This is a genomic window from Aquimarina sp. MAR_2010_214 (assembly GCF_002846555.1).
Classification (GTDB): Bacteria; Bacteroidota; Bacteroidia; order Flavobacteriales; family Flavobacteriaceae; genus Aquimarina.
In genome coordinates this window covers 4,323,983-4,342,659 of record NZ_PJMS01000001.1, presented here as the reverse complement: position 1 = coordinate 4,342,659, position 18,677 = coordinate 4,323,983, and the positions used below count along the sequence as shown (strand labels likewise).

17 protein-coding genes are annotated in these 18,677 nt (G+C 31.7%); 5 read left to right on the top strand and 12 right to left on the bottom strand.

Features of this window, described 5'->3' with window-relative positions; genetic code table 11:
- Nucleotides 1–45 precede the first annotated feature (45 nt).
- Nucleotides 46–780, top strand: coding sequence for a head GIN domain-containing protein (locus tag ATE84_RS18770; RefSeq protein WP_101449419.1), 735 nt, complete (start codon nucleotides 46–48; stop codon nucleotides 778–780).
- 128 nt (nucleotides 781–908) lie between these two features.
- Here the strand turns inward: ATE84_RS18770 and ATE84_RS18765 are convergent, their stop codons facing one another.
- The 5 genes from ATE84_RS18765 to ATE84_RS18750 all read right to left on the bottom strand — a co-directional run bounded on the left by ATE84_RS18765 (nucleotide 909) and on the right by ATE84_RS18750 (nucleotide 7,491).
- A complete protein-coding gene (locus tag ATE84_RS18765) occupies nucleotides 909–1,637 on the bottom strand; it encodes a hypothetical protein (RefSeq protein WP_101449418.1) in 729 nt (242 codons plus the stop codon).
- Nucleotides 1,638–2,056: 419 nt separating this feature from the next.
- Nucleotides 2,057–2,551 carry a hypothetical protein gene (locus tag ATE84_RS18760; protein WP_101449417.1) on the bottom strand — a complete coding sequence of 165 codons (495 nt, stop codon included), beginning with the start codon at nucleotides 2,549–2,551 and terminating at the stop codon, nucleotides 2,057–2,059.
- Between the two features lie 302 nt (nucleotides 2,552–2,853).
- A complete protein-coding gene (locus ATE84_RS18755; protein ID WP_158237298.1) occupies nucleotides 2,854–5,562 on the bottom strand; it encodes a CHAT domain-containing tetratricopeptide repeat protein in 2,709 nt (902 codons plus the stop codon).
- 133 nt (nucleotides 5,563–5,695) lie between these two features.
- Nucleotides 5,696–5,857 carry a hypothetical protein gene (locus ATE84_RS26310; RefSeq protein WP_158237297.1) on the bottom strand — a complete coding sequence of 54 codons (162 nt, stop codon included), beginning with the start codon at nucleotides 5,855–5,857 and terminating at the stop codon, nucleotides 5,696–5,698.
- 320 nt (nucleotides 5,858–6,177) lie between these two features.
- A complete protein-coding gene (locus ATE84_RS18750; RefSeq protein WP_101449415.1) occupies nucleotides 6,178–7,491 on the bottom strand; it encodes a S8 family serine peptidase in 1,314 nt (437 codons plus the stop codon).
- Between the two features lie 194 nt (nucleotides 7,492–7,685).
- Between ATE84_RS18750 and ATE84_RS18745 the strand changes: the two genes are divergently transcribed.
- The gene (locus ATE84_RS18745) at nucleotides 7,686–8,258 is read left to right on the top strand and encodes an RNA polymerase sigma factor (protein ID WP_101449414.1); all 573 of its coding nucleotides are present in this window, start codon (nucleotides 7,686–7,688) and stop codon (nucleotides 8,256–8,258) included.
- A complete protein-coding gene (locus ATE84_RS18740; protein ID WP_101449413.1) occupies nucleotides 8,255–9,061 on the top strand; it encodes a hypothetical protein in 807 nt (268 codons plus the stop codon). The genes ATE84_RS18745 and ATE84_RS18740 overlap by 4 nt, the downstream gene beginning before the upstream one ends.
- On the opposite strand, the gene ATE84_RS18735 is transcribed toward ATE84_RS18740, so the two are convergent.
- The 3 genes from ATE84_RS18735 to ATE84_RS18725 are packed head-to-tail and all read right to left on the bottom strand — an operon-like array spanning nucleotide 9,044 to nucleotide 12,026.
- On the bottom strand, nucleotides 9,044–9,715 hold the full coding sequence (locus ATE84_RS18735) for a DNA alkylation repair protein (protein WP_101449412.1): 672 nt from the start codon (nucleotides 9,713–9,715) through the stop codon (nucleotides 9,044–9,046). The genes ATE84_RS18740 and ATE84_RS18735 overlap by 18 nt on opposite strands.
- Before the next feature lie 11 nt (nucleotides 9,716–9,726).
- Nucleotides 9,727–11,442 (bottom strand): gamma-glutamyltransferase, encoded by a 1,716-nt coding sequence (gene ggt, locus ATE84_RS18730; protein WP_101449411.1) that lies wholly within the window; start codon nucleotides 11,440–11,442, stop codon nucleotides 9,727–9,729.
- A complete protein-coding gene (locus tag ATE84_RS18725; protein WP_101449410.1) occupies nucleotides 11,439–12,026 on the bottom strand; it encodes an ACP phosphodiesterase in 588 nt (195 codons plus the stop codon). The genes ggt and ATE84_RS18725 overlap by 4 nt, the downstream gene beginning before the upstream one ends.
- 140 nt (nucleotides 12,027–12,166) lie before the next feature.
- Here ATE84_RS18725 and ATE84_RS18720 point away from each other — a divergent pair, with 140 nt between their 5' ends.
- A complete protein-coding gene (locus tag ATE84_RS18720) occupies nucleotides 12,167–13,024 on the top strand; it encodes an SMP-30/gluconolactonase/LRE family protein (protein ID WP_101449409.1) in 858 nt (285 codons plus the stop codon).
- Between the two features lie 155 nt (nucleotides 13,025–13,179).
- Nucleotides 13,180–14,568 (top strand): phosphoglucosamine mutase, encoded by a 1,389-nt coding sequence (gene glmM / locus ATE84_RS18715; protein WP_101449408.1) that lies wholly within the window; start codon nucleotides 13,180–13,182, stop codon nucleotides 14,566–14,568.
- Nucleotides 14,569–14,735: 167 nt separating this feature from the next.
- On the opposite strand, the gene ATE84_RS18710 is transcribed toward glmM, so the two are convergent.
- The 4 genes from ATE84_RS18710 to ATE84_RS18695 all read right to left on the bottom strand — a co-directional run bounded on the left by ATE84_RS18710 (nucleotide 14,736) and on the right by ATE84_RS18695 (nucleotide 18,650).
- Entirely contained in the window at nucleotides 14,736–15,215 is a 480-nt protein-coding gene (locus tag ATE84_RS18710; RefSeq protein WP_101449407.1) for a hypothetical protein, read from the bottom strand.
- 547 nt (nucleotides 15,216–15,762) lie between these two features.
- Nucleotides 15,763–16,662: a lysophospholipid acyltransferase family protein gene (locus ATE84_RS18705; protein WP_101449406.1), complete on the bottom strand. Its 900-nt coding sequence runs from the start codon at nucleotides 16,660–16,662 to the stop codon at nucleotides 15,763–15,765.
- Between the two features lie 71 nt (nucleotides 16,663–16,733).
- A complete protein-coding gene (locus ATE84_RS18700) occupies nucleotides 16,734–17,633 on the bottom strand; it encodes a lysophospholipid acyltransferase family protein (RefSeq protein ID WP_101449405.1) in 900 nt (299 codons plus the stop codon).
- 117 nt (nucleotides 17,634–17,750) lie between these two features.
- Nucleotides 17,751–18,650, bottom strand: a complete 900-nt coding sequence (locus tag ATE84_RS18695) for a lysophospholipid acyltransferase family protein (RefSeq protein ID WP_101451097.1) — start codon at nucleotides 18,648–18,650, stop codon at nucleotides 17,751–17,753.
- Nucleotides 18,651–18,677 lie beyond the last annotated feature (27 nt).

Genomic DNA, 18,677 nt, shown 5'->3' with positions numbered 1-18,677 from the left:
TTTGATTATACATAATCATTCAAGAACATTTAAAACATATCTAAAATGAAAACACAAAACAATAATTTCGTAGCGCTACTCTATATGGTGGTATCTTTATTTACTATTAACCAAATGACTGCTCAAAATAAGTTAAGAGGTAATGGTAATGTTGTCACTCAAGAAAGAGCAATATCATCTTTTAATGAGATCATTATAAATGGAGTTTATAATGTATACCTTACTCAAGGAGCAAAGGAATCTGTGAAAGTAGAAACTGATGAGAATTTACAAGAAGTTGTAGTTATCAAAAACAAAGGGAATGCATTGGTTTTAAACCGGAAAAAAGGAATAAAGGTGAAGAAAAAAACCAAAATGAATGTTTATGTGACTTTAAAGGATATAGAAAAGCTAGAGGTAAGAGGAGTAGGAAATGTTAAAACTTCTTCTAAGCTTTCCCTTAATGCACTTGATGTCGAAGCATCTGGAGTAGGAAATACGTCTTTAGAATTAGATTGTAAAAAATTAGATGGTGAAATTTCAATGGTAGGTAATTTTACTTTGAAAGGAAAAGTTGCAGAAGTAATTCTTAATAATAATGGCACAGGAGCTTTAAGAGCTTTTGATTTGGTTGCTCAGAAATTAGAGATTAATAACTCAGGTATCGGAAAAGTAGAAGTAAATGCACAACAAGAAATTAGTATAACTTCTTCTGGTATTGGTAGCGTTTATTATAAAGGAGATGCTAAAACCACAAAGTTGGATCATCGTGGTATGGGTAAAATAAAAAAGGTAGATTGATCTTTGATTTTATATATGTCAGAAAACTTCGAAAAGAAGTGGTTTTAGTACTAAAATAAAGATGTCGTTTGTAAATTTAATATACAAACGACATCTATTAATAAATCTAATATGGTTTTAAATACCTTTTAGTACCCAAAAGAAACAGTGTAGGCTGATCTCTTTTTTGTTTTAACTCGCATTCTAAATTGATAGCAAGGATCTTTATGATGAGAAAAACTTTGACCATTTTTTACTTTTTTCCATTCACTAACAATATTTGTCCAACTATTGTATGAGTGTTCTTTGAACCTAAGTCCATAATATACTCTTCGTACTACAGAATGCCTTAATATTTCTGCAAACTTAGAATTAACTGGACTTAAATGAGTATATGTCTTCCAAGAAGCTTTAGAAGAATTAGTTTCTGGATGTATAAAACTAACAGCATATTTTACATTTGGATTTCTTTTAGTAATTTTTACCAATTGAAAGGCAATGTCATCTACGATGTTATCATCATTCTGCGGAAGATCAATATTCTTTTCTTCTTCAGATGAATTCTCTTGACCCTCTTGCACAACACCATGACGAGTCAAACTCTGTTTTAAGGTTTCTTTATTTCCAATTTCTACCAACATCATATTTTTATTGGAATAATTAGATAATTCTTGTTCAGAATTAGAGAATACCCTCATTATCGCTTCGCTTCCTTCATCAGACTGAATTTTAATATCTGTATGAAAGTCATATAAACTTTTAACTTCTTCTATTTCTGTTTCACCAGTAATATCAGTTGTTTCATTCGTTTCATCACGATCACATGATGCAAAAAATAACATTCCTAGTATTGGAAATACTAATAATAGCTTTTTCATTTTTATTAGGTTTTAAGATGATCTCTATGATTTTTATACAGATAAGAGACTATAATCTGTTTTTTTTAGAAACTTAGATGAATGTATAAGATCATTTTTTTAGAAACCCTTGTTATTGTGGTTTCTTACCGTTTAGATGGTTTTGTTCTTTTGATTCAAATAGGTTCATTTTAAAGATTCTAAAAATGATGTTACGATCTATGGATGATCAATCCATTAAACAATTGTTTATTTGTATAGAGGAGTATGTGGTTATAGAAATGTTACCCAAGAATTCTGAAAAAAATCTATTTATTTTAATTTAAATAGATAATGCTTATTAAAAATTCTTCAAAAAATACAAGTCCCCCTTTATATCGTTTCTGATATAAAGGAGGACTTGCTATAAATTAAATTATTCTAAAACTATTTTAAATCATTTATGGTATTGCAGGTACATCTACAGTAACTACCTTACTTTTTGAATAACTAATTCGAGCATTTTTATGATACATTTGATATCGAACTCTCCATCTGGTATCTGTGTTGTTATACTCTACAGGAAATACCACCGTTGATGAGTTTGTAGCTACATCAAAACTTGCTTTATGAATCCATGCTGTACCAGGTATAAATGGATTATCTACTTCAAAATGAATTTTAAATTTCCTGGATGATTTAGGAATGGCATTTAACTGCGACTGAGTTGGGTGGTATGTGTATACAACCTTATGCATCACATGTGGGTTAATAGGCCCGTATAATCCAGGAGGAATTGCAATATCAAGACCTTTGGCGGCATTGTTTTTAGTCACTTTAATTTCATTTTGATCAACGTTTTGTGTTTCTTCAATAATATCATTACTCTCATTGTGTTCACATGATACTAAAAATAATATTCCCATTATCGGAAATGCTAATAATAACTTTTTCATTGTTTATGATTTTAAGATTTTCCCCTCTTTATTTTTATGCAGATAAGAGATTATAATCTGCTTTTTAGAATTCACAAGAATGTATACTATAATTTCTTTATTCCTGTATTCCCCTATCAGATGATCAGTCTGTAGTAAAACAATTGTTTATTTGTATAGTGGAGTATGTAACTCAATAAATGTTACCCAAAGATTTTATAAAAAATAAAAAGATACCTGAAAAAGCATAGTGTATATCTTCTGATACGTTATTGAAATTCAAAAAATAACATTGATAAAGTGGGGTAGTAGGGTAGTCTAGATTATTTTCTCTTTCTATAAAAAAGAACAGCAGCTAGTATTAAAACTACTAGTAGTCCAGTCCAACCCCAAATAGGAAAACCAGATGATAACTGTAGCACTTCGTTATCACCTATCAAGACTAATGAACCCCAATAAAAAGGAGATTGTTCACTACCGGTATGTGAATTGATATAGTTAAGTTTTGTTTTTCGTAATGCCGCAGATTTAGTTAGCCCTAGATTTAGGTTTTTATAAAAATTGATCATTAACTCTTGGTTAGATTTATCATTAGCAGACCATAATGATGAGAGAACACTTTTGGTTCCAGAATGAAAGAAACCTCTTGCCAGGCTCATTACACCTTCTCCTTTTTTTAGTTCTCCTAAAGATGTTTTACAGGCACTAAGCACAACCATGTCGGATTGATTTTTGGTAGCATATATTTCATGTAAAGAGATTGTGGAATCAGCAAATGCAATCCATGGGTTAGCAGTGTTTCCAACATCGGCATGTGTAGAAAGATGAATTACACGATAATCATTGCTATAATTAAAAAAAAGATTTTTAGTAGCATTATTATCTAATACCACTTTACCAGGATATATTTTTTCAATGGCCGTTATTTCATTTTTGCTATGCCTAAGTTCACTTAATCCTGCCTTGTCAAAATTGACTGGTGCCATACCAAGAAAACCATTCTTTGGGTTTCTTAAAACCTGCTGATTACGATCTAGATATGACATAGAATAAGCATATCTGATTTCTGTGTCTTCTATTAGATATGTGAGGGTTTTATTTGTAGGAACTAAAGTTTCAAATGATAATTGTTGCAGTACATAGTCAGGAATAATGGTTAGATTTTTTCTTTTGATTAGGTCATACACGTTATCCGGAATTAGTTTTTGAAAAACCCGATACGATACGTTCTGATACATTGTTAGTTGCTTCTGATTAGAAAATGGATGAGATAATTGCTTATATAATGTAAAAATATCTGCATTTAATTGGATAACGTCATGAATTGGAAACAATATAGATTTGGTAGTAGAACTAAATAACCCATACCCCTGATCATCATTAAGAATGTACTGTATTACATTCTCCTGGTTTGTAGTATATTTTTTTTTGAAATCTGTATATGAAAGTATTGTGATCTTTTCTTTGGTAGCTGCATAATCCGGAAATGCAATGGTAAGAGAATCCATAAATTGCTCATAGGTTCTTTTGCGTTTATAAACTATGTCTTTTAATATGGCAACAGTATCGTTTGATTCATTTGTATGATGTTGCAATGTGTTTTCTGAAAGATGGATGTTGCGTTTTAATGTAAACTCACGTTTAGCTATATGGTTAGGCAATTGGGTATTTTTTTTGGCTTGCTCATTGGTAATATCTTCTAATAATAATAAAGCCTTATTTTTTTCCATAAAATAATAGGCAGCTGTTGGTTCATTAAGCAAGTAAGAAACTTCTACTGCTTTCATATACAGTGCTGCTCCTTGTTCTCTCCAAAATAACTTTGATTTGTACTCAGTGCTTTCAAAGCGAATTAAATCTACCAATTGATCTGCAAGTTTAAAAGTTTGTAGTGCTTGTATAAGGTGGTGCTTATTTTGATCAAACTTATAATAACTAACCCAACCATTGGCTTTGCTGATGAGGTGACCTAATAGAAGATCTTTATTAGCCGCTAATTCTAACATTTCAGATGAAATCATATCTGTATAAGCAATTACTTTGGTTTTGTTAACAGCATGTGCAATAGCTTTTTGGTATTGTAATAACCCTTCTTCGAATTCATTATTCTGGATATAGTAATCTCCTAAATTTTCGTAAGGAGAACTAATGTATGGATTGTAGGAAATAGCTTTTTTTGAATTTTCTAAAGCTTCCTTGAAATTTGATGATTTATGGTATGAAAGAGCAAGACTATTATAAATTTTTGCTAAAGAGGTCGAATCTTTTTTATCAAGACTTTCTAGTGCCTTTTTAAAAAAAGGAATTGCATTTAGGTAATCATCTGTTATAAGAAGTCTATTACCTTCGATTTGACGAATTCGACTTTTGTTAAATTTACTTTGTAGCCTCGCGCTTTCTATAACAGAATCAGCTTTAAACAAATCACTTTGGATTTCTATAGAGAATTCTTGATACCCCATTGCAGAATAAGTAGTTGCTCGATCTATCAGAGAGCGAACCAATAATTTAGGGTGCTTTTTATTTTTTTTACAAAACAAAATTACTTTTTCAAAACTAAGCAAGGCTTTATAAAAATCCCCTATTGCAGTGTAGGAATTACCAGATAATCTATGGGCGTCCATTGTTTTTTTATCTGTGTGTCCAATAGCTATCAACTCGTTATAAGCATCAATTGCTTCAAAATGATGTTTTCTTTTATAATTAAAGTAGCCGATATTAAATAATGAGTTTTTTAAGCCTTTATAATTTATACTGTCTTGGTTTTTTCTAATATGCGCAGCTTTTTTAGCATATTCAATCCCTTGTTCCAAAAATGTATCATTCCCTTCTTGTCGCCATCTAATACTATAATACCATCTCACACTATAATCATGATAACAATCTCCCAAGTTTTTTGGAGACATTGTTTCAGCATTTTTTGAAAAAAAAGAATCTAATTTTTGTTGGCGTACGTCGATAGAATAATCTGAAGCAATAATTTTGTGTAGATTTTCTTTTTGTTGTGTAAAGCAAAAGATAGGGGTGAGCAAAAAGAGTAAGATTTTTAAAGTTGGTTTGTTGGTCATTATATAAAAATAAGAATTTTATATAAGTTAAGAAGCGGTTTTTTTCTAGAAAAAAACCGCTTCTTATAAAATAACTTTGTTGTAGATAATGATAGAGTTATTCTACATCAGCCTCAGCTTCCAAATTATCAACTACTTCTGATTGGAGTTCAACATCAAGGAGTACTTCACTTACTTGTGACTCATTGATTTCATCTTTTTCACATGATGCAAAAAATAATACTCCAAGAATTGGTAATACATACAGTAAATTCTTCATAAACAAATAATTTTAAATTATTAAATACTCTTCTCTAATTTTTATTGACATCCGAAAGTTATGTACAATCAATACGTGAACCTTAAAAATGCCTATTTATAAGATTATTCTTATTTAGACGGGTATTGTTCTTATTGTCTTAATATAGTTCCAATTATCGTATTGAGCTTGTCGAAATCTAATTGAAAACCATAGATTTAAGAACTTCGACAAACTCAGTTTAGTATATAAGAATGAAGAAAATAAAAACTTTCGGATAGCTAGTGCCTAATTTTATTTGATGCTTATGAATTTTGATTAGGAATTGTTTTTATATTGATCTAATTCTCTCTATTATGAACTATAACTTTTCCTTCTTTGGTTACCGTTTGCATATCGGTTGAAGTATATGCAGAATCCCATAACTCATTTTTAACATTTGAGGGGGTGCTACCTATAGTAAAAAAATCTGCTACTCTAGCGGTAGTATATGCACAGGAGAAAGAAGTTCCCACAGGTTCTCCGAATTCTTCAGAAATAGGAAAGTAACCACTAAATGGAGCAACCATGTCGATGCTTATAGTCCCGTAGTTTGATCTATCTGCTAATTTTACATTTTTTATCGTATGTGTTTTTGGGTCTATATATATGGTGCTACTGGGGTTGTATCCTGCAACGGTTAGTAAATTGGCAGAATCATAGCCCGAAGGAAAATGCAAATTACCTCCTGTATCTACATCATGTGGCTGCTCATTAGAAGGAACATTACCTGCTGATGCTGTAAATAATGTAGTTCTCATTTTGCTGTCAATCATCATTTTTAGAATTTCTTGATTTGATTCTGGTATTTCTTCTGGAGCTATATACCATCCAAAACTCATATTTACAATATCTATTACCGGTTGTTTATGGATCACATAATTCATTGCGCAAATGATATTCCAATATGAACCTCTACCATTTTCATCAAATGCTTTTACAGGTAAAACCCTATAATCTATGTGTTCTTTGTCTAATTTTGAAGTAATAAGTTTGGTAACCAATGTGCCATGACCAGCATCGTCTTGTACATTTGGACTCTTATTAACAAAATTATAGCCCGAAACCTCACCAGGGCAATTTTGATTTCTTGGGTTACTATATAAAAAAGGTTTAGAAAATGATGCGTAATCTATCCCAGTATCAATTATAGCGATATTTACTGTACTTCGGTTTCCAGGAGGTGCTATTAGATTATTTGGAGTTGGATCTTCAAAAGCTATTTGCTGATTGTCGATAGAAAAATATAATTGGTAATCACCTTCTACATCAGCATCAGTTTCTAAATTCTCAACTACTTCTTCTACACTAATCATAGCATTATCTATGATCCATAACTCTAGATCACCATCTCCACAAGAACATGTTTTATGTTTTTTAACATGATTTTGATTTCTGATAAGATATCGTTGTGAACCTGTTAGATGTGGTTTATACCGAACGACTACTTTATTTCTTGATTTTATAGCCGGCCGATCTATGGTTCCGGGATAGGTTTTTATGGTTGTAGTTATTTCTGAGTCATCGTTTGACTTAATTGTTATTTCTTCATCTGTGGTACATGCTTGAAGAATTAAAAATAGTATTCCTAAGAGTAATAAAATGTGTTTTTTCATGAGTATTGATTTAATTTTTTGGTTAAATTCACAAATCTAGTTTCCCCCTTTTATAACTTAAATAAAATATTATCTAAATTTGTGTGTTTAACCTTAGGATACACAAAATGTACAAATGTTACCCCCCCCCTGGTGTATTAACATTTTTATGTACACATAGTTTTTGAATCAGCTTTTAGACCTATTTACAATACATGACCAACAAAAAACACGATGATTTCTTACTAGAAAGCCTTGTCTCTGGTAATGAAACCGGGATTCTTGAAATCTACAAATACATATACCCTAAAGTCTTAAGTTATGTGTTAAAACATGATGGGTCAGAGGATGATGCCAAAGATGTTATGCAAAAAGGTTTATTGCAACTTGCTACAAGAGTACAAGTAAAAGAACTTAAGATTACAACTACTTTTGAAGGGTATTTGTTTACTACCTGTAAGAATGTATGGCGAAGAGATGTAAAATTGTCAAAAAGACGGGTAACAAATGATCGAGTTATTGATCTTGTACATGAAGAACGAGAAATCGCGTTAGCTGCTTTTGAGCAAGATAAATGGGAATTGTTTCAGGAAAAATTATTAGAAATCTCAGATAACTGTAGAAAAATTCTGGAATATTTCTTTAACAAAACATCCTATATCAAAATTGCAGAAATTTTTGGATATGCTACAGAAAATACTGTACGGCAGCGTATTTTTAAGTGCAAATCAAAGCTTAAAGAAACCATACAATCTGATGCTCGTTATAAAGAATTGAAATCCCTATGAATGATCTAGAAAGAGAAATACAATTATATCTTTATGGAGAAATGACTCCTGAACAGAAGATGGTTTTTGAAGAAAAAATGAATGCCAATCCTCAGTTACAAAAAGATGTCACGACTTATCAGGAAATGCATACAATATATAATGATACAGATTGGAATATTACAGAAGAACATACTGCAAAAAATCCTAAAGTTGTTGCATATGAAGCTTTTTTGAAAAGTGAAAAAGGAAAGGCAATTGCAAATAGTATAAAAAATACAGAGAAGGGATATTTTCAAGATAAGTCGACATCTGGTATAAAAAAATGGATACGCTATGGAGTCTCTATTGCAGCGGTTTTTGCTATTGGTTTTTTTGTGTTTTACCAATATAATTCTGATATAGATAGTAAAAGTTTATATGCAGAGTATAAAAATTGGAATGACCTTCCTTCTTTAACTTTAAGAGATGAAAATACAGCTCTAGCAACAGCAGAAAAGCTTTTCAGGAATCAAAAATACCAAGAGGCATTAGCTATATTTTTAGCGCATCAGCCTGTTGAGTCTAAAAATTTGAATCCTCAAATATTAATGTATACAGGTATTACACAATTAGAGTTGGATCAAAACGAAACTGCGCTAAAAACGTTTGAAATATTACTACATAGCAATACACTTGATGCTTCAAAGGCAAACTGGTATTTGGCTTTAACGTATTTAAAAATGGATGATGTTAATAAAGCTAAAGAGCGATTACAAATTATTATCGATAGCCCTAAAAATAATCAATATCAAAAGGCTTTAGATTTATTTAATTCTCTTTAAAGCTTCTTTTTCGGACAAATGTTTGAGTTTGGTTTCAGAAACAAACTGTACAACTGCTTCAGGATTTACTTTTGAGTACTCTCGTAACGCCCAACCAACAGCTTTCTTGATAAAGAATTCATTAGAAGATTTATGCTGCTCACAAAGTTTACATAATAATTGAAAATCTGTTTTATCTTTATATCCTAATTGAAATAAGAGTGCACTTCGGTTAAGCCACATATTATCAGAGTCTGAAAATTTCTCAATTATAAGAGGTACTTGATCAGGAAATTGTAACAAATATTTCCCCAAAATATGTTTTGCAATAAAATCAACCGAATCCCACCAGGAATTGGTGGTAATAAGTTGTTCTATAAAATCAATATCTGCTATGTTGTATTTCTTTTTTAAGAACTGATCAACTAGTTCCATAGCACAATAATGAAGTTCTCGTTTCGGTTTTTTGTAAAGAGTATTTGCAATACGGATTACATGATTATGAGATAACTTAGGAATATATTCACGAACTACATTTTTAAAAAGTGCTTTTCGAATAGGGGCCTTTATACCGTAATAGGAAAAACGATTTTTCATATAAGCTTCCATTCTTACTGCTTCTTCAGCATTAGCATTACTTTCTAGTATAGCCATTAGAGAGGTTGTGAAATCCATGTTTCTATATGTTAAAATCCTACTGCAGTATCATCGCCTCTTTTATCAGCGCCACCTTCTAATGTTCCATCTGGGAGAACAAGAATACCATCTACTTTCCCTATAATTTTAGAATCTTCTTCATTGATTTGATACCCTTTTTGCCGTAGGCCATCTAATAAATCATTATCAAATGATTCTGGTTCAAACACTACTACATCGGGCAACCATTGATGATGAAAACGAGGAGCATTAACTGCATCTTGCATGGTCATCCCATATTCTGATACATTCAAAATAGTTTGTAACACAGAAGTAATAATTGTTGATCCGCCAGGGGTACCAACAGACATCCAAAACTTTCCATCTTTCTCTACAATTGTAGGAGTCATAGAACTCAGCATTCTTTTTTCGGGGACAATAGCATTGGCTTCTGCGCCTATTAAACCAAACATATTTGGGACACCAGGTTTGGCACTAAAATCATCCATCTCATTATTTAGAAAGAAACCTAATTCTGGGACATACAATTTCGAGCCATAAGCTCCATTAAGTGTTGTTGTTACCGAAATTGCATTTCCGAACTGATCTACTATAGAGTAGTGGGTAGTTTCATCACTTTCATATCCAGGAATAATTCCACAGTTTATATCTGAAGACAATGTAGCTTTATCAAAACTAAAATCCAGCATACGATCAGAAAGATAAGATTCACTAATAAGAGTGTCGTCCGGGATTTTTACAAAATCAGGATCACCCAAATAGAAACTACGATCTGCATAAGCCCTTCGCTCTGCTTCCGTAATTACCTGTATACTTTTAAGAGAATTATGACCATAACTGCTTAAGTCATAAGGTTCGATCATCTTCATGATTTGAGCAAGACATATACCGCCACTCGAAGGTGGTGACATAGAAGTTATATTGAGATTTTTATACCGAAATTGTATCGGTTTACGCCATTTTGCCTCGTATTTTGCCAAATCATCCATAGTGATGATACCACCTTTTGACTGAATGAAATTAACTAATTTTTCACCCGATTCTCCCTTATATAACTCATCAACTCCATTTTTTATGATTCTCTCGAGCGTTTCGGCTAGTTTTATGTTTTTTAAGGTGTCATTGGCTTTATAACCTCTAAGAATAGGAATTGTATCTTCATTGGCTTCATAGAATAAATCTTCATAATTTGCAAAGCGTCTTTCTTGTTTTTCGGTAATCACAAAACCTCTTTTTGCCAATTCTACCACAGGAGTAAGTATATCTTCTATAGGTAAGGTTCCAAATTTTTTATGTACTTCAAAAATACCAGCAATGGTTCCGGGGACACCAACAGCCATAGCTCCTAGTTGGCTTTTTTTAGGAATAAACTCTCCTTTATCATCCAGGTACATATCTTTGGTAGCAGCTAGAGGTCCTTTTTCTCTATAATCTAGAGCCCCTGTTTCTCCATTAGCTTTTCGGTATACCATAAATCCACCACCACCCAGATTTCCTGCTACAGGGTAAGTAACCGCCAAAGCCATTGCTGTACCAACCATAGCATCAAAAGCATTTCCTCCTTTTTTCATAATATCTGCTCCAATTTTTGAAGCCTCCTCCCGGGCAGAAACTACCATGGCTTTTTGCGTAACAAGACCAACAACTGGTTCAATCTCTTGTTTTGGTTCAGTATTGGTTTTACATGAAAAACTTAAGATAAGTAATGAGATGTAAAATAAATGTCTAATAGATTTTATTTTCATAATATTCTTATTTCATTTTTAGTGTAAAGTTCTAATTCTTCAAAAAAAGAACGAAATTCCTTGTCAAAATCAGAGTAATATTGTTCGAGTTCGATGACAGCAAAATTCATCTTAGATCTATTTTTTGTTCTCTGATTCATTTGATATAATATTGTACCAATTCCTGGAATAGTAGCATAGCTAAGAAGCCAGTTGTCCTTAATCATATATGGCATGAAATTTTGAATCTGTTTTGGTAAGACTTCATGGTATTCATGTAATAAATCATAAAATTCTGCGACATACGTTTCAAGAGGAATGTCAGAGTATTCTTTCCAATTAGTTGCTAGAAAATGATCATAAAGAACATCTACAATCACAGTGCTATAATGCCTGTATTTAGGAAATAGCCTGGATACACTTTGTCTAACAATAGAATGACTATCTGTATATGAGTCAATTTTACGATGTAAGGTAATTCCTTGTTGTATACGTGTAGGGAATTGTAGTAACTGCTTTTTCCCTTTGACAGAATCAGCGATAAAATTACCTATTTTGAGTTCAGGGTCTTCGCCAGAAAGATAAATGTGGGCTAGAAAATTCATTGGGTTAAAATACGATTTTTTAAATATTAATATCGACTAATAGTAGTCGTTTGTATGATAAAAAGTATCGCTCGTAAAAAAAATGAAAGTTTAACGGTTAAAATAAATTATTTTTGATGGTATACCTAAAAACTTAAATCATGAGATATATTGTGTTTTCTCTTTCTTTTGTAATTGTTGTTTTGCATTTATCATGTACTAAAGAAATAACGAGTAAAGATTTTACAATCCCGAACACATTTACTAGTGGTATTGAAGGCCCGGCAACAGATTTTAGAGGTAATATTTATGCTGTTAATTATCAAAAAGAAGGAACGATAGGGAAAATTACTCCAGATGGAAGACTATCATTGTTTTTAGAACTTCCCGATGGAAGTATAGGAAACGGAATTAGATTCGGGGAACAGGATAAAATGTATGTCGCAGATTATACAAATCATAATATTTTGATGGTAGACATGGATACTCGGGAGATTTCAGTTTTTGCTCATCATCCAGATGCAAATCAACCTAACGATATCGCTATTTCACCGTCTGGAATTATTTATGCCAGTGACCCAAATTGGAAAAATGGTACAGGTAATATTTGGAAAATAACTCGTAGTAAAGGGTTTGAAAAACTTGAAAGCAATATGGGAACTACCAATGGAATAGAAGTAAGTCCCGATGGAGGAAAATTGTATGTTAACGAGTCTGTTCAACGAAAAATATGGGTCTATGATATTCAGAATGATGGTACGGTACTAAATAAAAAGCTATTGTATTCTTTTGATGATTTTGGCCTTGATGGGATGCGATGTGATAGTAAAGGAAACCTGTATGTATGCAGGTATGATAAAGGTACCGTAGTGATATTATCTCCAAAAGGGAAACTCTTAAAAGAAATAAAACTCAAAGGAAGCAAACCTACGAATATTACATTTAGTAATGATTTTGGCACATTCTACGTAACTATGGCGGATAAAGGGTGTATTGAAATAGTTGAAAATAAACTATGATGCATTAAATTATTATATAAGATAACTAAATACTTTTTGTGAATCATTAATTCCTGAAAAAACTTATATGTATTCATAAAATTCTAACCTATTAAATTGTTGCTGTATGTCATATCTTGTACATTTGTTCGAAATAGAAAAATCAATCAAAAAATATGACATTAATAAAATCAATTTCAGGGATTAGAGGAACAATTGGAGGAACAGTTGGTGATAATCTTACCCCAGTAGATGCGGTAAAATTTGCTTCGGCTTATGGAAGTTGGCTAAAAAATGAAACGAATGTAGATCATCCAACTGTTGTGGTAGGTCGTGATGCCAGAATTTCTGGATCTATGATTCAACAACTGGTGATGAATAGTTTGGTTGGATTAGGAATTCATGTTATTGATTTAGGGCTTTCTACGACACCTACAGTAGAGATTGCTGTACCTTTAGAAAAAGCAGATGGAGGAATAATACTTACAGCTAGTCATAATCCAAAACAATGGAATGCATTAAAATTACTTAACCATAAAGGTGAATTCTTGAATGCAGAGAATGGAAAAAGGATTTTAAGTATAGCAGAAAATGATGAATATGTTTTTGCAGAGGTTGATGATTTGGGAAGCATCACTGTGAATGATACATATATTGATAAACATATTGAAGAAGTATTAAACCTACCTCTGGTAAATGCAGAATTGGTGAGCAAATCCGGTTTCAAAGTTGTTGTAGATGCGGTTAACTCTACAGGGGGTATTGCAATACCAGGGTTACTTAAGAAAATGGGAGTAGAAACTATTGAGTTATACTGTGAGCCTACTGGGCATTTCCCTCATAATCCAGAACCATTAAAAGAACATTTGACAGATTTGTCTGAATTAGTAGTTAAGGAGAAGGCAGATATGGGAATTACAGTTGATCCTGATGTAGATCGTTTGGCTTTTATGAGCGAAAACGGAGAAATGTTTGGAGAAGAATATACATTAGTCGCTTGTGCTGATTTTGTTTTAGGGAAAACTAATGGTAATACGGTTTCTAATTTATCATCAAGTAGAGCATTAAGAGATGTAACACAAAAGCATAATGGTAATTATGAAGCAAGTGCAGTAGGTGAGGTTAATGTAGTAGAGTTGATGAAAGCAAATAATGCAGTTATCGGTGGTGAGGGTAACGGAGGTATTATTTATCCAGAATCACATTATGGAAGAGATTCTCTGGTAGGAGTAGCCTTATTTCTTACGCATTTGGCAGAAAAGAAATGCAGTGTAAGCGAATTACGTGATAGCTACCCTTCTTATTTTATGAGTAAAAATAAAATTCAATTGACTCCTGACTTAGATGTTGACGGTATTTTAAAAGGGTTTCATTCAAAACATATTTCAGAAGAGGTGTCTACTGTAGATGGAGTAAAGGTAGATTTTGCAGATTGCTGGGTTCATTTACGTAAAAGTAATACAGAGCCTATTATTCGTATCTATACCGAAGCCTTAAGCCAAGAAAAAGCAGATTCTTTGGCAGAAGATACAATCATTACTTTAAAAGAAATAGCAGGGATATAGAACTATTTATAATACATGATTTACCTGTAAAACACCTCATAATTATCATGTTCTTTTTCAGGTAAATCATGTATTGCAATGAGTCTTAAGAGTGTCTCAATCAGTAATCGCCTCTTAGAAACTTGGTGTCTTTTTGATAATGTGCAAAAGATTGGTGTGAATCGGGTTTAGTAATCAGCAAAATAAGAATAGGCCAATTCGTCATTAGTTAACATTGTTCTAATGCTTTTTCCTCCTATAATAATAACCCATTCTGCCAAATACCCTCCTGCGCCATCAGAGAATCTTGCTTTTAAAGAGAGCATAGGACCGGTTTTGATAATTTTAAACCGATGCATGTTTTCTTTCTCGATACCAGGGTCATACATAGTATCAACCTGAAGATTATATTCTGTTTCATTTATCTGTAATATTGCTTTTACTAATTCATGTTTTGGCATATTGGCATCTGTTCCAAATATAGGTTTGCCATCAATAGAATATGGATGTGTTTCATCATAATATTGGAACTTTTTATGAGATGGGTCAAAGGGTTTTGTTGTAAATGATAATGTAGTAGAGTCATTTAGTTTAAAACCTACTGTTTGTTCTTGCGCAAGGAGGCTTGATGTTAAAAGAAAAAAAAGTCCTGTTATAATTTTTATCATTGATTATTTATTTATGGTATAGTTGAAATGTAACATTTTGATTGATAAATATTTACTGTTGTTTCAGAATTTAGCAACATCGTTTATCAACTGTATGTTTTCTATAAGAAGTTACAGTAATCACAAAACTGCAGTATACATAATATCGCAGTATGTGTGGCTTTTATGAATTTTATTGCTTTTTATATTCAACATTGTAATTTGCGATGTTTTTAAATTCTAAAATACACTGGATTCCGTGAAAAACATTTTTTGGGAATAATAAAACTTATTTCTCCTTTATATAAGTTACTATCTATAGATGTCTATAATAAGGGTTGCAGTTCCTCAAAGAGCAATCTTATACCACTTTAAAAATGCCTTAGAATTTTGGTTTCAACTAAACTACTTTCGGCTTGAAGCAGATAGGTCTGTGTTCAGACTTAAGCCGGCTAAAACTCAGTGCTGAAAATAACTTAGTAATATTATAACTCTTGAAAATCTAAAGTTATAAAAACACCAAAGTCTTTGTTTAATAGGGGGTTCTTCCCATTCCCTGATGGAGGCATTAGTCTACTATAGCTCCTTCTGGAATAGGTTCATTACGATGTTTCCATCGTTTATGAGTCCAAAGATAATATTCTGGTTTTTCTCGGATTTGATTCTCAAGTAATTGAAGATATTTCTTTATGATGAAATATGGCTCTTCTTCTTTACTGTTTTCAGAGATAGGGATAAATCTTACTTCATAATGTCCTCGTTTTACTTTTTCTACATGAAGGTATAATACAATAACATCAAGTCGTTGTGCTAAGAACTCACCTCCTAAGAATATAGGAACTTTGACACCCATAAAATCTGTCCAATATTTTGCATTGTAAATTTTTGGAGATTGATCAGAAATCATTCCGTAACCGCATACAGTACCTTCCTTTTTATCTTTAATGATTTGTCTTGCAACTTTATGACTAGGGATAAGCCTTGAGTCAAAACGACCTCGGATACGATGTGCAAGACGATCAAAATATTTGTTTTCTATTTGTTTATAGATTCCTACACATGGGTTTAGTGATACCAGATCTACAGCATTAGACCATTCAAAACTAGCGTAATGTCCCATTAATGTAATTATACTTTTATTCTTTCTTTCGAATTCGTGAAATTCATCCAGATTTACAACCTTATAACGTTTTATTAATTCTTCTCTGGAAATCGAAAGTGATTTTGTCATTTCCAAAAACATATCACACATATGTTTATAAAATGATTTACTGATATTCTGAATTTCTTTTTTTGACTTTTCGGGGAAGACTAGTTGTAAGTTTTCAATTACTGTTTTTCTTCTATATCTAATAATGTAGTATACCAAAATATATGCACAGGTAGAAAATGCATAAAATAATCGCCAGGGTAGTTTAGAGATGCCCAATATTATAGGGTATACTAAGTAGTATATAATTAATTGCATAAGTGAGTTTAGTGTAGTTAAAAACGCATAAAGGTAAGCTTATTTAATAATCTGTAGATTAATACGTGTTTTTAATCTACAGTGGCACCTTCAGGAATAGTTTCATTACGGTGTTTCCAACGTTTATGAGACCATAAATAATATTGTGGTTTATTATAAATCTGATTTTCTAGTAATCTAAGATAATTTTTTATAATTGAGTAATCTTCGCAGTTTTTTGAGTCTTCTGTTAGAGTAACAAAAGTAGCTTCATAGTATCCTCTTTTTATTTTTTCAACTTGTAGATAATATGTATTTAGTCCCAGTCGCTTTGATAATACTTCTGCGCCTAAAAAAGCAGGTACCTTAATTCCCATAAAATCAGTCCAAAAAGTTGCTTTATATAGCTTTGGGGATTGATCAGAAATTAACCCATACATGTACAACCCCTCTTTAGATTGATCTTCTGTAATTATTTTCATAGCATCTTTAGTGCCAATTACTCTCGAACCAAATCTAGCTCTGATTCGATGTACCAATCTATCGAAGTACTTATTTCCTATCCTCTTATAAACTCCAACTGCTTGAAAATTTGTTTGTATATCAATTACATTTGCCCATTCATAACTTGCGTAATGAGCCATGAGTATCATTATATTTTCGCCTTTCTCCTCTAATTCGTGTAGTTTTTCAATATTTGTAACCTTAAATCGTTCTTTCATTTCTTCATTTGAAATGGATATCGATTTGATCATTTCGAGAAACATATCACACATATGTTGATAAAACTCTTTTCGTGTTTTTTTTATTTCTTGAAAAGTTTTTTTTGGGAAAACCAACTTCAGATTTTGAGTTACAGTTTTTCTTCGATACCTAAAAACATAATAGACCAGAAAAAAAATACATGTAGAAAAGGCATAAAAAAGCTTCCATGGTAATTTTGAAATAAACCATAAAAAAGGGTAAACTAATTTATAGATAATTAATTGCATAAAAGGGCAGGGTTTGATTCACGAAAATAATGGTATTTTTGTTAAAAAACCAAAAGTAAACGATAGCATTAAAAAAAGGAGTAATTATATAGTAATAAAACACATAATCATTGTGATTTAGTCTACTATTGCGCTTTTAGGGATTTTTGCATCACGATGTTTCCATCGTCTATGAGTCCATAAATAATACTCAGGTTTTTCTTTGATTTGATTTTCTAATAAGGAGAGATAGGTTTTTGTGATGAAATGGTCCTTACATTTTTTAGGATCATCGGTAATCTTTATAAATTTAGCTTGATAATACCCTCGTTTTACTTTCTCTACTTTTAAATACATTACCGGCATATCTAGCCTTTTGGCCAATACTTCGCCTCCTGTAATGACAGGAATTTTAATGTTCATAAAATCAGTCCAATATAGTGCGTTTTTTAATTTAGGAGATTGATCAGATAATAAACCATAGGCACATAATTTACCATGTATTTTATCTCGGGTAATTTCTTTAATCACCTTACGATGTCTTATAAGTCTTGTGTCGAATCTACCTCTTATACGATGTGCTAATTGATCAAAATGTTTGTTTTTAATTTTTTTGTATACCCCAACTATAGGGAAATCCATTATAAATTGAGCAGCAATTGCCCACTCATAACTTGCATAATGTCCCATTAATACAATAATACTTTTATTTTGAGCTTGTATTTCTTTGAAAGTATGTGAATCTAGTATTGTAAATCTTTTAGTCATTTCTTCTTTAGAAATAGAAAGACTCTTGACCATTTCGAGAAACATATCACACATATGTTTATAAAACCTTTTACGAATTTTATAAATATCATCAATAGATTTTTCAGGAAAAGCTAATGTTAGGTTTTTTGTAACAACCTTTTTTCTATAGCCTATAATATGATAAACCAAAATATAAACAGCACTAGATAAAAGGTATAATAATCGCCAGGGTAACCTGGATATCATCCATAGTATTGGATAGATTATACGATATACAAATAATTGCATTGATGAAGTTAAATAAAGGACACAAAT

Excerpts from the sequence above, each read along its gene's own strand:
- ATE84_RS18770 (WP_101449419.1), top strand. The coding sequence starts at position 46 with ATGAAAACACAAAACAATAATTTCGTAGCGCTACTCTATATGGTGGTA.
- ATE84_RS18765 (WP_101449418.1), bottom strand. The coding sequence starts at position 1,637 with ATGAAAAAGCTATTATTAGTATTTCCAATACTAGGAATGTTATTTTTT.
- ATE84_RS18760 (WP_101449417.1), bottom strand. The coding sequence starts at position 2,551 with ATGAAAAAGTTATTATTAGCATTTCCGATAATGGGAATATTATTTTTA.
- ATE84_RS26310 (WP_158237297.1), bottom strand. The coding sequence starts at position 5,857 with ATGAAGAATTTACTGTATGTATTACCAATTCTTGGAGTATTATTTTTT.
- ATE84_RS18750 (WP_101449415.1), bottom strand. The coding sequence starts at position 7,491 with ATGAAAAAACACATTTTATTACTCTTAGGAATACTATTTTTAATTCTT.
- ATE84_RS18745 (WP_101449414.1), top strand. The coding sequence starts at position 7,686 with ATGACCAACAAAAAACACGATGATTTCTTACTAGAAAGCCTTGTCTCT.
- ATE84_RS18740 (WP_101449413.1), top strand. The coding sequence starts at position 8,255 with ATGAATGATCTAGAAAGAGAAATACAATTATATCTTTATGGAGAAATG.
- ATE84_RS18735 (WP_101449412.1), bottom strand. The coding sequence starts at position 9,715 with ATGGATTTCACAACCTCTCTAATGGCTATACTAGAAAGTAATGCTAAT.
- ggt (WP_101449411.1), bottom strand. The coding sequence starts at position 11,442 with ATGAAAATAAAATCTATTAGACATTTATTTTACATCTCATTACTTATC.
- ATE84_RS18725 (WP_101449410.1), bottom strand. The coding sequence starts at position 12,026 with ATGAATTTTCTAGCCCACATTTATCTTTCTGGCGAAGACCCTGAACTC.
- ATE84_RS18720 (WP_101449409.1), top strand. The coding sequence starts at position 12,167 with ATGAGATATATTGTGTTTTCTCTTTCTTTTGTAATTGTTGTTTTGCAT.
- glmM (WP_101449408.1), top strand. The coding sequence starts at position 13,180 with ATGACATTAATAAAATCAATTTCAGGGATTAGAGGAACAATTGGAGGA.
- ATE84_RS18710 (WP_101449407.1), bottom strand. The coding sequence starts at position 15,215 with ATGATAAAAATTATAACAGGACTTTTTTTTCTTTTAACATCAAGCCTC.
- ATE84_RS18705 (WP_101449406.1), bottom strand. The coding sequence starts at position 16,662 with ATGCAATTAATTATATACTACTTAGTATACCCTATAATATTGGGCATC.
- ATE84_RS18700 (WP_101449405.1), bottom strand. The coding sequence starts at position 17,633 with ATGCAATTAATTATCTATAAATTAGTTTACCCTTTTTTATGGTTTATT.
- ATE84_RS18695 (WP_101451097.1), bottom strand. The coding sequence starts at position 18,650 with ATGCAATTATTTGTATATCGTATAATCTATCCAATACTATGGATGATA.